Source organism: Plantactinospora alkalitolerans (assembly GCF_015690345.1).
GTDB classification, from domain to species: Bacteria; Actinomycetota; Actinomycetes; order Mycobacteriales; family Micromonosporaceae; genus Plantactinospora; species Plantactinospora alkalitolerans.
The window spans coordinates 1-14,470 of record NZ_JADPUN010000069.1 but is presented as its reverse complement, the minus strand read 5'-3'; the positions used below and the strand labels follow the sequence as shown (position 1 = coordinate 14,470).

General features: G+C 71.7%; 13 protein-coding genes. All 13 read right to left on the bottom strand.

What is annotated here, in order from left to right:
• On the bottom strand, window positions 1-1,081 hold a 1,081-nt coding region (locus tag I0C86_RS04625), incomplete at its 3' end, for a branched-chain amino acid ABC transporter permease (protein WP_196199941.1).
• Window positions 1,078-1,968, bottom strand: a complete 891-nt coding sequence (locus I0C86_RS04620) for a branched-chain amino acid ABC transporter permease (protein ID WP_196199940.1) — start codon at window positions 1,966-1,968, stop codon at window positions 1,078-1,080. The genes I0C86_RS04620 and I0C86_RS04625, both read right to left, overlap by 4 nt.
• On the bottom strand, window positions 1,965-2,732 hold the full coding sequence (locus I0C86_RS04615; protein WP_196199939.1) for an ABC transporter ATP-binding protein: 768 nt from the start codon (window positions 2,730-2,732) through the stop codon (window positions 1,965-1,967). The genes I0C86_RS04620 and I0C86_RS04615 overlap by 4 nt, the downstream gene beginning before the upstream one ends.
• Window positions 2,729-3,472, bottom strand: a complete 744-nt coding sequence (locus tag I0C86_RS04610; RefSeq protein WP_196199938.1) for an ABC transporter ATP-binding protein — start codon at window positions 3,470-3,472, stop codon at window positions 2,729-2,731. Before I0C86_RS04610 ends, I0C86_RS04615 begins: the two co-directional genes overlap by 4 nt.
• Window positions 3,473-3,475: 3 nt before the next feature.
• Window positions 3,476-4,681: a substrate-binding domain-containing protein gene (locus I0C86_RS04605; RefSeq protein WP_196199937.1), complete on the bottom strand. Its 1,206-nt coding sequence runs from the start codon at window positions 4,679-4,681 to the stop codon at window positions 3,476-3,478.
• 220 nt (window positions 4,682-4,901) lie between these two features.
• Complete coding sequence (locus I0C86_RS04600; RefSeq protein WP_196199936.1) at window positions 4,902-6,629, bottom strand: protein kinase domain-containing protein; 1,728 nt, start codon at window positions 6,627-6,629, stop codon at window positions 4,902-4,904.
• Between the two features lie 80 nt (window positions 6,630-6,709).
• Complete coding sequence (locus tag I0C86_RS04595; protein WP_196199935.1) at window positions 6,710-8,275, bottom strand: fused MFS/spermidine synthase; 1,566 nt, start codon at window positions 8,273-8,275, stop codon at window positions 6,710-6,712.
• A 36-nt stretch (window positions 8,276-8,311) separates the two neighbouring features.
• Window positions 8,312-9,355 carry a coiled-coil domain-containing protein gene (locus tag I0C86_RS04590; RefSeq protein WP_196199934.1) on the bottom strand — a complete coding sequence of 348 codons (1,044 nt, stop codon included), beginning with the start codon at window positions 9,353-9,355 and terminating at the stop codon, window positions 8,312-8,314.
• Window positions 9,356-9,600: 245 nt separating this feature from the next.
• Window positions 9,601-10,377 (bottom strand): inositol monophosphatase family protein, encoded by a 777-nt coding sequence (locus tag I0C86_RS04585; RefSeq protein ID WP_196199942.1) that lies wholly within the window; start codon window positions 10,375-10,377, stop codon window positions 9,601-9,603.
• A gap of 31 nt (window positions 10,378-10,408) precedes the next feature.
• Window positions 10,409-10,861 (bottom strand): response regulator, encoded by a 453-nt coding sequence (locus I0C86_RS04580; protein ID WP_196199933.1) that lies wholly within the window; start codon window positions 10,859-10,861, stop codon window positions 10,409-10,411.
• Window positions 10,862-10,889: 28 nt separating this feature from the next.
• Window positions 10,890-12,587, bottom strand: coding sequence for a sensor histidine kinase (locus I0C86_RS04575; protein WP_196199932.1), 1,698 nt, complete (start codon window positions 12,585-12,587; stop codon window positions 10,890-10,892).
• Complete coding sequence (locus I0C86_RS04570) at window positions 12,584-13,837, bottom strand: PP2C family protein-serine/threonine phosphatase (protein WP_196199931.1); 1,254 nt, start codon at window positions 13,835-13,837, stop codon at window positions 12,584-12,586. The genes I0C86_RS04575 and I0C86_RS04570 overlap by 4 nt, the downstream gene beginning before the upstream one ends.
• A 174-nt stretch (window positions 13,838-14,011) precedes the next feature.
• The gene (locus I0C86_RS04565; RefSeq protein ID WP_196199930.1) at window positions 14,012-14,374 is read right to left on the bottom strand and encodes a hypothetical protein; all 363 of its coding nucleotides are present in this window, start codon (window positions 14,372-14,374) and stop codon (window positions 14,012-14,014) included.
• Between the last annotated feature and the right edge of the window lie 96 nt (window positions 14,375-14,470).

Below are 14,470 nucleotides of genomic sequence, written 5' to 3'. Positions count from 1 at the left end.
GTGTGGGGTCGGGGCGGCGGGTTGGCAGGGCGGTGCGGAGCGGGCCGAGCCGGGTGGCGAGCCCGGCCAGGCCACCGGGGAAGAAGTAGACCGCCAGGATGAAGACCGTGCCGAGCACGAAGAGCGGCTGGGAGAGCGGCCCGCTCAGCACGCCCGGCAGTGAGTCCACCGCCGACGAGGCGCCGAACGCCGTGAGCCGGTGATCCAGGTACATGTACAGCATGCCGCCCAGCACCGTGCCCCAGCGGGTACCCGGGCCGCCCAGCACCACCATCACCAGGAGCGACAGGGTCAGTTCGGAGGAGGTCACGTGCGGCGAGGCGCCCCCGACCAGCAGGCAGTAGATCACCCCACCACCCGTGGCCAACGTACCGGCCAGGGTGAAGGCGACCAGCTTGAACCGGTACGGGTCCAGCCCCAGTACGCCGATCCGCCGCTCGTCGTCGCGCAGCCCGGCGAAGACCCGCCCGGTCGGTGAATCGGTCACCCGGTGCACCACGAAGACGACCACGGCCAGATAGGCCAGCGCCAACCAGTACAGGTTGACGGTGTTCGCGACCCCGACCAGCATCGCCGGCAGCCCCGAGACGTCCAGCGGCAGGCCCTCCTCACCGCCGGTCAGCCCGCCGAAGTCCCGGGCCACCAGGATCGCGCCGACCTGGGCGAACGCCAGGGTCACCATGGCGAAGGCGATCCCGGCCGTACGCAGCGCGACCGCACCGAGCAGGGCGGCCAGGACGGCGCCACCGGTCAGCGTCAGCAACGCCGCCTGCCACAGCGGCAGCCCCGCCCTGGTCACCAGGATGTCGGTGCCGTAGACCCCGGCGGCGAAGTAGAGCGCGTGGCCGAAGGAGAGCATCCCGGTCCGGCCGAACAGCAGGTCGTAGCCGGCCGCCAGACCGCCGAAGACGAGACAGATGGCGAGCAGTTGAAGCGTTCCCGGCGCGTTGACCGGCCCGTCGAAGATCCCCGGTACGGAGACCGTCGAGTACGGCAGCACCGCGAACAGCAGCAGTACCAGCAGCGGTGACCAGGTCCGCAGGGCCGACCGCCACCTGACGCCCTCGCTGCGCCCGGTCATGTCGTTGCCGCCCTTCCGGCGATGCCCTGCGGGCGGAGCAGCAGCACGATCGCGAGGAGCGCGACCACGCAGACGTCCCCCGCGCCGGAGGTGCCGTAGTAGTTGACGAACTGCTGGAGCAGACCGACCGCGACGGCGGCGTACGCGGAGCCGACGACCGAGCCCATTCCGCCGATCACCACCACGATGAAGGCGAAGATCAGCAGTGATCCGCCCTGGCCGGGCGAGACCGAACCGAAGTAGACCCCGCCGAGCGCTCCGGCCAGCGCGGCGGCGGCCCCACCGATCGCGAAGACCAGGGTGAACGCCTTCCGTACGTCGATGCCGAGCGCGGTGACCATCTCCCGGTTCTCCACCCCGGCCCGGATCACCAGCCCGTACCGGGTGTAGCGGAGGAAGCCGAGCAGCGCGGCCAGGACCACCACGGCGGCGAGGATGAGCAGCAGGCCGGAGTTCGGCACCTTGGCGCCGAGCACCGGGGTCACCCGCTGGGTCCAGTCCGGCCGGGGGAACGGGCGGGCGTCCGCACCCCAGGTCGCCTGGAGCAGCGCCACTCCGGCCAGGGACAGCCCGACCGTCACCAGCACCTGCTCGATGGTCCGGGAGTAGAGCGGACGAATCATGATCAGCTCGACGGCCATCCCCACCACCGCCCCGGCGAGTACGCCGACCGCGACCGCGAGGACGAAACCGAATCCGGACGGTCCGGCACCGGGCAGGTTCCCGGCCGCCCACCAGGTGGCGTACGCGCCCACGGACAGGAACAGCCCGTGCGCGAAGTTGAGGACGTCGGCCAGCCCGAACACCAGGGACAGTCCGGAGGCGACCAGGAAGTAGAGCGCGGCCAGCCCCAACCCGGTCAGCGTCAACAGCACGATCGTGCTCACGGCCCGACCACCTCCGCACCGTCCGAGGAGGCGACCGTGCCGACACCGAGCAGGGATCTGGTCAACTCCGGCTCCCGCAGCAGTTCGTTCGCGTCGCCGGCCCAGGCGACCCGCCCGGCGGCCAGCACCACCGCGTCCCGGGCCAGTCGGCGTACCACCGCCAGGTTCTGCTCGACCAGCAGCACAGGTACGGCGACCGCGACCCGTTCCAGCACCTCGGCCACCTCGGTCACGACCTTCGGGGCGAGCCCCTTGGTCGGCTCGTCGACGAGCAGCAGCCGGTTGTCGTTGAGCAGTACCCGACCGATCGCCAGCATCTGCTGCTGCCCGCCGGAGAGCGAGCCGGCCCGCTGCCGGCCACGTCGGTTCAGCTCCGGAAAGAGTTCGAAGACCCGGTCGTACGCCGGGGTGCCGGAGCGGCGCTCGGCCAGCCGCAGGTTCTCGGTCACGGTCAGGCCGGCGAAGACGCAGCGGTCCTCCGGCACGTAGCCCAGTCCGCCCCGGACCAGCCGGTGGGTCGGCTCGCCACCCAGCAGCCGGTCCCCCATCCGCACCGTGCCGCGTACCTCGCCGCCGCGCGGGGTGAGGCCGAGGACCGCCCGCAGCGTGGTGGTCTTGCCGACCCCGTTGCGGCCGAGCAGCACGGTCACCCCGCTCGGCGCGACGGTGAACGAAACTCCCTGGAGGATGTGCAGGCCGGCGATCCGTACCGACAGGTCCGACACCTCGAGGACCGGCACGCCGTCCGGCGGAGGACCGCTCATAGCGCTTCACCCAGGTACGCCTCCTGCACCACCGGGTTGGCCATCACCGTCGCCGGGACGTCGCAGGCCAGCAGCGCACCGTGGTGCATCACCGCGATCCGGTCGGCGAGCCCGAGGATCACGTCCATGTGGTGCTCCACCATAAGTACCGACCGACCACTGTCGCCGGTCAGCGACCTGATGACCGCGACCAGCTCCGGCACGTCCTCGGCGCTCACCCCGGCCATCGGCTCGTCGAGCAGCATCACGGTCGGCTCGCCGGCGAGCAGCAGCGCGATCTCCAGCTTCCGTTTCTCGCCGTGCGCGAGCGTGCCGGCCAGCGCCGCCGACCGGCCGGTCAGGCCGACCCGGTCCAGCGCCGCGTCGGCGGCGTCGACCACCACCCGGTCGGCCGCCGCCCGCCGCCACAGTCTCATCGAGCCACCGCGATGCGCCTGCACGGCCAGCCGGACGTTCTCCCGCACGCTGAGCGAGCCGAAGACCGAGGAGGCCTGGAACGTCCGGCCCAGCCCGAGCCGGGCCCGCCGGTACGGGGGCAGGGCGCTGATGTCCGTACCGTTCAGCAGCACCCGGCCGGCGGTCGGCCGGCGCAGGCCGGACACCAGGTTGAACAGTGAGGTCTTGCCGGCGCCGTTCGGCCCGATCACGCCGAGGAACTCCCCAGGTGCCAGGTCCAGGTCGACGCCGTCCACGATGGCGACCTCGCCGATCCGCCAGGTCAGTTCGCGGGTGGCGAGCACGGTTCAGCCCTTCATCGGTACGGCCGGCGGCGCCGTCTCGTCCGAGGTCAGCACCTTCTGCGACGCCGCCTTCATCGCCTCGCCGGTGCCGCTGAGCTTCGCCTGGAACATCGGCTGGAGCAGGGCGTGGTCCTCGGCGCGGACCGTCATCTTGCCCTTGACCCCGTCGAAGCTCCAGCCCTCCAGGCCGGTGACCATCTTGTCGACGTCGTCGCCGCCGGACTGCACCGCCCGGACGATCATCTGCGCGGCGGCGAACCCGTCCGGGTGGAACAGGTCCAGCACGCCGCCCGGTACGGCAGTCCTGGCCGCCTGGGCGGCCGGGTTGTCGGCGGCGCCGTCGAAGAAGTGCGACAGGAACGAGATCTTGGTGCCGGCCGCCCCGAAGGTGGGCCAGGAGGCCCGGATGTCCAGGCCGGTGACCACGGTGGTGGAGGTGAGCACACCCTGCTGGTCCAGCGTCTGCCACATCGCCGGGGCGGTGGTGCCGGCCCAGGCCACGAAGAGCAGGTCCGGCCCGGCCGCCGTCAACTGGCTGGCGAACGGGGTGAAGTCGGTGGCGCTGGCCGGGGCGAGCACGCTGCTCACCGTGGCGCCGGCACCGCCGATGACCGCCTTGACCGCGGCCTCGTTGCTCTTACCGAACGCGCTGTCCTGGGCGAACACCACGACCTTCTTGCCGGCCGCGTCCCCGATGAACGACTTCGCCGTCAGCACGTCCTGGAACGACTGCCGCCCGGACCGGAAGGTGTACCGGTTGACCCCGGTCGCGCCGTCGGTCGCGGCCGGTCCGGAGATGAAGAGAACCTTGTTCTGCGCGGCGATCGGCGCGACCTGGAGGGCGACGCCGGAGGCGGTCGAGCCGGCCAGGATCCTGTGGCCCTTGCCGATCAGGTCCTTCGCCGCCGAGACCGCCTTCGCCGGGTCGCCCGCGTCGTCGACCTCGGTCACCTCGACCGGACGGTCACCGATCTTGTTGCTGCCGTTGGTCGCGTACGCCAGGCCGGCCTTGAATCCCTCGATGTACTGCCTGCCGTAGCTGGCCAGCACCCCCGACTGGGAGTAGACCAGACCGACCTTGACCGGGGCGGCACTGTCGCCGCCTCCGCTCGCGGTCTCCTGTGGGCTGCCGCAGGCCGTCGCGGCGAGCGCCACGGCCAGCAGCGTAGTGGCGGTGACAAACAGCCGCCGCGTCGTCCGGACCGTCATCGTCGCTCCACGTGTGGGGGTGGTGGAAAGCATCGTCGGCCCACGGTAGGAGTGACGTCACGCACGGGCTATGTGGCTGAAACCCACAAGTAACCGCAGAGGGATGGCCGGCGCAGACAGCAGTCGTACCCGTGGTCGTCCGGTCTCCCGACCGGTTCACGACCGCCGGTCGCCGTACCCGCGAAAGATCGTGTGGTCGGTCTTCGCCGCCACCGCGGTCCTAGCCGTGCTTCGGGCCCTTGTCCTTCGGACCGGCCGGTCCCGGGCCTTTCGGTGCCGGACCAGCCGGTCCCGGGCCGTCCGCTGCGGGGCCCTTCTTCTCGGGCCCGGCGTCGCCGTTCGGGCGGCTGGCCGGCCGCGAGGTGATCGGCGCCTGCGTTCCGGCCACGGTGCCCGCGGCCACGCCACCGGTCTCCCCCGCCACGCCGGAGACCTGGACGGAGCAGGCGCTGTCCCCGAGCGTGAACGCAACCGGCAGCGGGTTGGCGCCGCCGTGCGTACCGACCAGGTTGAACCGGGCGACACCGCCGGCCGGCAGGACCGCCTCCGGGCCGTCCTCGGCGGGCCGGAGCACCACGTTCCGGCCCTCCTGCCGGGAACCGGGCGACGGGTTGGCCTTCAGCACCTGGTCGCCGGGGAAAGCGAAGTTCAGCGTCCAGTCGCGGACCGGCCGGGCACCGAGGTTGGTCACCGTGACCTCGGCCTCGAAGGCCCGCGCGGAGTCCATCCGCAGCGCGTAGTCCACCCCGCAGGTTGCCGAGCCCGCCGCCGGGTTCGTCGCCCCAGCGGTGACGCCGGCCGACTGAGGGTCCTCGCCGCTCGCCGCCCAGACCGCTCCGGTCGCCGCGAGCAGCCCGATCCCGACGGCGGCGATCCGCAGCGGGTTGCCTGCCCACGCCGGAAGCGGGCGGCGGGACGGCCGGGCCAGCGGGGCCGCACTTGTCGTCGTCACCTGGGACAGGATGGCGGTGCCCGGGTCGACCATCGGCACCATCGGCACCGCCGGTCCCGACTGTCCCGACTGCCCCGACTGCCCCGACCCGGAAGGTTCCGGACCGACCAGACCGACCAGACCGACCAGCGGCACCGCCACCCCGGCGACCTGGGACAGGGTACGAGCCAGTTCGGCGCTGCTCGGCCGCTCTGCCGGCACCTTCGCCAGCGTTCGGTCAACCAGCGTGACCACCTCGGACGGCAGTCCCGGCACCGGCGGCATCGGTGCCGGCTCGCGGTGCAGGTGAGCCCGCAGCATGTCGGTACGGGTCGCCGCCCGCCAGGGCAGTCGCCCGGTCAGCATCCGGTACAGCAGCAGGCCGAGCGCGTACACGTCGGTGGCGGGGCAGACCTCGCCGCGGGTCAGTCGCTCCGGGGCCAGATAGGCGGGCGTGCCGTACAACCCGCCGTCGGCGTCGCCGTCCCGTTCACCGACCAGTGCCGAGATTCCGAAGTCGACGACCTTCGCACCCATCCCGGTGAGCATGACGTTGCCCGGGGTGATGTCCCGGTGCACGATGTTCCGGGCGTGCGCCGTGGCCAACGCGGCGGCGACCTGCGCGCCGACCACCACGGCGTCCCGCCAGGGCAGCGTCCCCTCCCGGTCGAGCCAGTTCGCCAGGGACTCCCCGTCGACCAGTTCCATCACCACGTACGGGACGGTCCGGCCGAACCGCACCGACTCGCCGTAGTCGTACACCCCGGTGATGTGCGGGTGGGAGAGTCGGGCGGCGGCCCGGGCCTCGACCCGGAGTTGGTGCCGGAAGGTCCGGTCGTTCACCAGTCGCGGGGTGAGCATCTTGACCGCCACGGCCCGGCCGAGCACCTCGTCGTGGCCACGCCAGACCACCGACATGCCACCCTCGCCGAGCTCCTCGATCAGCCGGTAACGCTCACCGACCAGCTCGGTCCCGTAGCCGTTCGTCGAACCGCCCCGCCTGCCCCACCCGGTCATACGGAATTTTCTTGCCCAATGCCGGGCCGGCTACACCTCCCGGAGGAAACTCGGCCGGCCACACCTCCCCTGGAGGAAACTCAGGAGGTGGCGAGCAGTTGATCGACCGGGGCGAACTCGTCGGTGAGCACCATCGCGTCGCCGACGAACTCGTCCAGCCCGGAACCGGAGAGCAGGGTGACGGGGGCCTCCGCCGAGGTGACGAGCTGCTGTCGCAGCGCCTCCAGCGGCAGCGCCGCGTCGGAGGCGACGATCACGAAGTTCGCTCCGTGCGAGCCGGACAGCGCGCTCGGCGGTGCGATCAGGGCGACGTGGGGGAACTCGGCCGCCACGGTGGCGACCTCGGCGCGGATGAAGCGCAGCGGCGGATAGTCGATCACGTTCTGTGCGTACATCCCGCCGGGACGGATCACCCGGCGGACCTCGGCGGCCATCTCCCGGGTGGACAGGTGCCAGGGCACCACCAGATGGCCGAAGGCGTCCCCCACCACGAGGTCCGCGCTGCGGTCGGGCCGTTCGCCGATGAGTATGCGGGCGTCGCCCACCCTGGCCCGAAGTTCGGGGCCCGGGCGTACGTCCAGCTCGCGCTGGCCCAGTTCGACCAGCCCGCCGTCGATCTCGTAGACCTCGTTCCGCGTCCCGGGCCGGGTCGCGGTCAGGTAGCGGGGCATGGTGAAGCCACCACCCCCCAGGTGTACGGCGGCCAGCGGCTCACCGGACGGCCTCGTCACGTCCGCGACCGCGCCGATCCACTTCGTGTACTCGAATTCGAGGTGGGTCGGGTCGGCCAGGTCGACGTACGAGTGCCAGGCCGAGTTGAGCACCAGCAGCCGGCCGGTGGAGTTGTCCGGATCCGGCTCGACCGAGGCGCAGTGGTAGGCGGTCTCGATGTCGCAGGGGTTGGGCGCGACGGCCGAGAGGGAGGCGCCGGCCAGGCCCAGCACCGCGAGCGCGGCGGTGGCCCGGGACGGGCGGGGCAGCGTGCTGCCGGCCTGGCGGTGCAGGTAGGCGCCGAGCGCCAGACCGGTCACCCCGAGCAGTACCGCGAGTCCGATGATGATGGCGGTGCTCGGCATGGCGGCGACGAGCACGAAGCCGGTGCCCAGGGTCGCGGTGATCGCGCCGAGGGTGCCGATGCTGGACAGCCTGCCCACCACCTGTCCGGTCCGGCGCAGGTCGCCGAGTTGCAGCTTGACCACCAGCGGCGTGACCGCGGCGAGCAGTGCTGCCGGAAGGAAGATCGCCATCGCGGTCAGCAGCAGGATGCCGACCGCGGCGTCGCCGCGCAGCACCTCGCCGGCGTACCGGACGATCGGCAGGGTCAGCGCGGTGCAGATGCCGGCGAGCACCAGTGCGGGGGCGAGCAGCGGGCGCGGGTCGCGACGGTCGGCGAGCCAGCCACCGACCCAGGCCCCGTACGCGATCGCCGCGAGGGCCACCCCGATCACCGAGCTGGTGACCTGGAGGGTGACCCCGACGTACGGGCCGACGAGCCGCAGCGACGCGGTCTCCAGGACGAGCACGGCCCCGCTGGCCAGGAAGACCAGCGCGGCGGCCAGACCCGGTGGCAGTGCGTGCCGTTGGACCCCGGCCGGCTCGTCCGGCAGGGTGCCGACGTCGGCTACCTCAGGTGGTGACGTGTCCATCGCAGCGATGGTACGCATCCGAACGGCGGCCCCGGGCTACAACATCGACAGATGAACATGGTTCGTGTGGTCGGACGCCGGATCGCCACCGCCGTTGTACGCCCGCCAACCGGTCCCCGGCATCCAGATCTTGCGGTACCAGATCACGTAGAGCACACCCAGCCGATTCGCGTTCTTGACGTAGAACGCGGCGACGGCGTTGCCGTAGGTGCGGTCGCCACCGGTCGCGTCGCGGTTCGCGAAGCCACCGGCCGCGGCCGAGAAGTCGCAGGCGCGCCCCTTCGGATGCTCGCCGCCGCCACCGTCGCGGTGGCAGGAGGTGTGCCGCTTGTAATCGTTGGCCTTGGCCTGGTTCAGCGCGTGCAGGGTGCGCGGCGTGATGCACCCGTTGGTGGTCGGGTCCTTGATGGTGCAGGACTCCTTGGGCCACGACCCGTCGGAGTTGCGCGGGGCCGGCTTGGCCAGCGGCGAGTTGGCGCTGATCAGGGAGCCGGTCGGGTTGCCTCCGACGGCCGCGAGCGCACGCTCGGCGTCCTTCTTCTTCCGGGCGATGACCTCGACCTGGCGCTGCTGTTCCTTGACCTCGGCGTCGATCGCGTTCTTGGCCCGGGTCGCCTGGTCGAGCGAGTCGGCAAGCTCCCGCAGTTGCTGGTCGTCGCGCTGCGCCATCATCTCGAGTCCGGCGGCCCGCTCCAGGAAGGACTGCGGCGAGGCGCTGTTCAGCAGTGCCGAGACCGGGGTGAGCCGCCCCCTGCGGTACGTCTCGGCGGCGATCACACCGACCTCGGCGGTGAGTGTCGTGATCCGCGCCTCGACCTGCTTGAGCTGCGCGCCGAGTTCGCCCTGCCGCTTCTTGGAGCTGGTGAGCTTCGCGGTGGCCTCGATGTGGCCCTTCGAGGCCGATTCGAGGGCGTCCCGGAGCTTCTTGGTCCCGCCCTCGTCACCCGGCGAGCTGGGCGCGGCCGACGCCGGACCGGCGACCGTCCCGACCAGGACCGGTGGCGTCGCGGCGAGGACCGCGGCAGCGACGAGCAGTGCCGTGAACCGGCGCGGACCACGCAGCCGAACGATGGCCGTCATGCGCACGAAAGTCGTTCCTTTCGTCGGCCGCCGACCCCGGAGGATCCACAATGACCATTCGGCGGCGGCCACCGCCGGCACCCGGTGGGACGCCACCTGGCGGAGACCGCCGGTCAGCCTACCGGAAGCCGACCTCGCTGTCGGCCCGCGACGGTGCTGCATCTATTACCACAAGATGGGCAATTTTGCCGACAACCGGCGCCCGACCAGCCGATCAGGCGGGTGTCAGTAGGGCGCCGGGCACCTCAGGCGGGTGTCAGTAGGGCGCCGTGCACCGCGTCCCAGATCTGTTCGTTGGCCGCGACCAGCAGTCCGGCCCGGTCGTCGGCCGGGTCGTAGGCACTGCCGTCGAGTCGCCGGACCACCCCACCGGCCTCCTCGACCAGCAACGTTCCCGGAACATGGTCCCAGGGCAGCGTCCGCCAGAAGATCGCGAAGTGTTGCCGACCAGCGATGATGTCCGGATATTCCCGACCTGCACAGTGCTGGCCCGGCAGTATCGCACCTACGCGCGGGGCGCCGGCCAGGATCGTCTCGCGAAGATCGGGCGGTAGGAACCGGGTCGGCACCACACCACGCAGCGTCTCCACCGGCAGCGGCTCGGCCGCCGACCGCACCGCCACCCCGTCCCGGTACGCCCCCGCACCGGCCCGAGCCACCAGCAGGGTGTCCGCGATCGGGTCGAGGATCCAGCTCAACTCGGTGATCCCGGCCCGACGCAGGGCCACCATCACCGCGAACGGCTGTCGCCCGGCGGCGAAGTTCGCCGTACCGTCCAACGGATCGACCAGCCACACCTCCGCCGGCCCGGCCAGCCGTTCGAGCACCATCGGATCGGCGGCAACCCCCTCCTCACCGACCACCTCGGAGTCGGGCAGAAGCCGGCGCAGCCCGGCGTCGAGCAGTTCCTCGGCGCGCCGGTCCGCCACCGTCACCACCTCGCCGGGAGCCTTCTCCGTCACGTCGGAGTCGTGGAGCCGCTGGAACATCGGCAGGATGGCGTCCGCGGCGGCGCGACGCATCAGCGCCCCGACCTCGTCGGCGAGCGACGGGTCAACCACGCGGCGGAAGTTTCACGACGCTGACGAAGAACTCGTCGATCTGCCGTACCACGGAGATGAACTGCTCGAAGTCCACCGGCTTCGTCACGTACGCGTTCGCGTGCAACTGGTAGCTCCGCAGGATGTCCTCGTCGGCCTGCGAGGTGGTCAGCACGACCACCGGGATCCGGCAGAGCTGCTCGTCCCGCTTGATCTCGGCCAGCACCTCCCGACCGTCCCGGCGGGGCAGGTTGAGGTCGAGCAGGATCAGGTCCGGCGACACCGCGTCGGCGTACTCGCCCTCCCGACGCAGGTAGGCCAACGCCTCGGCTCCGTCGGAGACCACGGTCAGCCGGTTACGCAGCTTGTGCTCCTCGAACGCCTCCTGCGTCATGAGCACGTCACCCGGGTCGTCCTCGACCAGCAGCACCTCGATCGGGCTCCTGCCGTCTGCCGGTGCCGTCATCGGCCCTCCTCGTGGATCCAGTCGCTCGTCATACAGTTTCCTTCATGTCGCTGGCCGGCCGGGCCGGGTCGGCCGAGGACTTCCCGCTCCGCTCCGCGACCGGGTCATCGGCCGGCGCGGGATCGTCGGAGCCGCCGTCCCGCTCCTCCGGCGTCGCCACCCCGGCCGGCTCCTCCAGCTCACGCACCTCCGGAGGCACGGGCAGGGTGAACCGGATCAGCGTGCCCTCGGGGCTCTCCGGATCGACCCAGACCCGACCGCCGTGATATTCGACGATCTTCTTCACGATAGCCAGCCCGATACCCGTACCCGGATAGGCGTCCTTGGCGTGCAGCCGCTGGAAGATCACGAAGATCTTGTCGGCGAACTCGGGTTCGATCCCGATGCCGTTGTCCTGGCAACTGATCTCCCACTCCTCGCCCACCCGCCGCGCGGAGACGTGCACCTTCGGCGGCACGTCCGGTCGGCGGAACTTGAGCGAGTTGCCCACCAGGTTGGCCAGCAGGTTGGTCAGCAGGGTCTCCTCGCCCCGGATCACGGGCAGGTCCGACCAGGTCAGCTCGCCGTCGACGTACCGGCGGGTGGCCTCGGTCTGTCCCGCGACGTCCGCCATCACCCGATCCAGGTCCACCTCGGTGAAGCCGGTGGTGAGTCGGCCGATCCGGGAGAAGGCGAGCAGGTCGTTGATCAGTCGCTGCATCCGCTGGGCGCCGTCCACGGCGAACGCGATGTACTGGTCGGCGCGCTCGTCGAGCTTCCCCGCGTACCGGCGTTGCAGCAGTTGGCAGAAGCTGGCCACCTTGCGCAGCGGCTCCTGGAGGTCGTGCGAGGCGACGTAGGCGAACTGCTCCAGGTCCCGGTTCGACCGGACCAGTTCCTCGGCCTGCTTCTCCAACTGGCTGTTGACCCACTCGATCCGTTCCCGCGCCTGGCGTACCTCGGAGAGGTCCTCGGCGATCCGGCGGCGCATCGCGTCGACGTCACCGGCGAGCCGGGCGAGTTCCGGCGGACCCACCTTCTCGATATCGCGCTGGTAGTCGCCGCGGGCGACCTGCCGCACCTGGGCGGCCAGTGTCGTCACCGGACCGATGACCAGCCGGTTCAACGAGGTCAGCAGCGCTATGCCGGCGAGCACCACGACGATCGCGGCCAGGACGAGAAGCAGTACCAGGGTGTTCCCGGTCCGCCGCGCGTTCTCGGCGACGGTGTTGCGCAGGGCCAGGATCAGCCCCTGCAACGTCTCCACCTCGCCGCGCAGCGTCGTGAACCGTCCGCTGCCCTGCGCCGTGAGGTGGGCCTGCGCGGCCTCCCTGCCGGTCGATTCGGTCGCCTGGATGGCCGGCTGGGCCACCACCTCCCGCCACTGCCGGGCCTGGTCCCGCACCGTGTACAGCTGCCGGCGAATCTCCGGGTGGTCGTCGAGCAGCGCGTCCATCGACGCGATCAGCTTCGTCTCCCGCTCGACCCCGGTCCGGTACGGCGCCAGGTCCGCCTGGTCACCGGTCACCGCGTAGCCCCGGACCCCGGTCTGCTGGTCGACCAGCGAGCTGAGCAGCGCCTGCCCGTCGGTGCGCAGCGGACCGGTCTTGGTGAGCAGGGTGTCCAGATGCTGGCGGTTGTTGGCGGCGACCACCGCCGCGCTGACGGCCAGCAGCCCCAGCACCACGCCAACCACCACACACAGCGCGGCGACCCGACGACGCAGGGTCCATTGAAGTTGCCTCATCGCCCCTCCCCCCGGCTGACCAGCAGCATCGCCACGTCGTCGGCGAGCGGGCCACCGTTGCGCGCCTCGGCCTGCTCGACCAGCCAGCCCGGCAGCTCCGGCAGCGCCACCCTCCGGGTGCCCGGATCGCCCACCAGCTCGCTCAGGCCGGGGACGTCCAGCCGTTCGTCGCCGGCACCGATCCGACCCTCGATCAGTCCGTCCGTATACATCAACAGAGACCAGTCCTCGGTGTCGAACCGCAGGTCGTACGCGACCGGCGGGCGGGGACGCACCCCGAGCAGCAACCCGTGCGGCGCGGGTACCGGCACCACCCGTCCGGCGGCGAGCAGCAGCGGCGGGGGATGCCCGGCGAGCCGGACCGTGGCCCGGTTGCCGGCCAGGTCGAGCCGGACGGTGGCGACCGTGGCGAAGATCTCCCGCGCCGACCGCTCGCTCATCAACACCTGCTCCAGTGCCGGCAGCACCTGCTCGTCGGGGACCCGGGCGAGCACCAGCGCCCGCCAGGCGACCCGCAGTTCGACGCCGAGCGCGGCCTCCTCGACCCCGTGCCCGCACACGTCACCGACGATCAGGTCGATCCGGTTCGGCGTGGTCTGCACCACGTCGTAGAAGTCGCCGCCGATCAACGCCTCGTGCCGGCCCGGGCGGTAGAAGGTGTGCACCTTGACCAGGTCGGTGTCCGTCAACGGCTGCGGCAGCAGACCACGCTCCAGCCGGGCGGACTCCGCCTGGCGCAGCTCCACCTCGCGCAGCCGCCGGGCGTTCTCGTCGGCGCGCTTGCGCTCCACCGCGTACCGCAGCGAGCGGGCCAGCAGCACCCCGTCGACCTGACCCTTGACCAGGTAGTCCTGGGCGCCCTCGGCGACCGCCCCGACCCCGAGGTGTTCGTCGGAACGGCCGGTGAGCACGCAGACCGCGGCACCGGTCGACATGTTCAGCACCTGGCGCAGGCCGTCCAGCCCCTGCGCGTCCGGCAGGCCGAGATCGAGCAGCACGCAGTCGACCTCGGGTATCTGCGGCCGGGCCGCGTTCAGGCTGTTCGCGACCAGCAGCTCGATTCCCGCCTCGGTCTCGGAGAGGAGTTCCGCCACCAGGAAGGCGTCGGCGTCGTCGTCCTCGATCAGCAGCACCCGCAGCCGTTCCCGGGGCGGCAGTTTGGCGTGCCGCCCCAGCCCACCGTGGGGATATGTCCGCGTCGGCACGACGGACGAGCCGGTCACCGCAGCGCCCCGCTCCGGCCGGGCCACCCGCCGACCTCGCCGCTCCGCTCGGTCACCACGCCTCCCCGCTCCACTCGGTCGTATCCGACCCTGTTGGCGGCGCGAGCACCGGGCCCTGCCGTCGACGCGCCGATCCTGTACCACCCAACGCTGCCACACAACACAGGTGGCGCCGGGATTCGTAGCCGGAGAGTCCAACTCTCACGGCGCGGCGTCTCCCGACCCCGCCGGCTCCCCCAGCCGTACCCGCTCGGCCTGGCTTGCGATCACCTCGCCGAGCACCCCGTGCAGCCGGCCGCAGTCGGCGCAGTGCAGATTCTCGTCCAGCCGGCGGCCTCCACAACTCGCGCAGGTGCCCCGGTCGGCCCGGTCACGATAGCCGGCCAGCGCCTCCGCCAGAGCACGGGCAAGGTGCGGGGTGACCAGGATCGTCTCGACCCCGTCGCCGGTGCGGACATCGACGGATCCGACGGGGCCGGCAGCCGGCTCGGGATCGTACGGGGACACCCGCGCGACGAAGTCGCGCAGTGCGGCGGCAGGGTCCGGCACCCGGAGAACAGACATGCGCATCACGCTATGCGACGGGCGGCCGGCGGGGTGACCCGGCCGTCCGGTGGACCGGCGAACCGCGATGATGGCACTCGCTCCCCACCCCCTGGA

Bases quoted from the DNA above. Each gene is read 5' to 3' on its own strand.
- I0C86_RS04615 (WP_196199939.1), bottom strand. From the start codon at position 2,732: ATGAGCGGTCCTCCGCCGGACGGCGTGCCGGTCCTCGAGGTGTCGGAC.
- I0C86_RS04605 (WP_196199937.1), bottom strand. From the start codon at position 4,681: ATGACGGTCCGGACGACGCGGCGGCTGTTTGTCACCGCCACTACGCTG.
- I0C86_RS04600 (WP_196199936.1), bottom strand. From the start codon at position 6,629: ATGACCGGGTGGGGCAGGCGGGGCGGTTCGACGAACGGCTACGGGACC.
- I0C86_RS04595 (WP_196199935.1), bottom strand. From the start codon at position 8,275: ATGGACACGTCACCACCTGAGGTAGCCGACGTCGGCACCCTGCCGGAC.
- I0C86_RS04590 (WP_196199934.1), bottom strand. From the start codon at position 9,355: ATGACGGCCATCGTTCGGCTGCGTGGTCCGCGCCGGTTCACGGCACTG.
- I0C86_RS04585 (WP_196199942.1), bottom strand. From the start codon at position 10,377: ATGCGTCGCGCCGCCGCGGACGCCATCCTGCCGATGTTCCAGCGGCTC.
- I0C86_RS04580 (WP_196199933.1), bottom strand. From the start codon at position 10,861: ATGACGGCACCGGCAGACGGCAGGAGCCCGATCGAGGTGCTGCTGGTC.
- I0C86_RS04575 (WP_196199932.1), bottom strand. From the start codon at position 12,587: ATGAGGCAACTTCAATGGACCCTGCGTCGTCGGGTCGCCGCGCTGTGT.
- I0C86_RS04565 (WP_196199930.1), bottom strand. From the start codon at position 14,374: ATGTCTGTTCTCCGGGTGCCGGACCCTGCCGCCGCACTGCGCGACTTC.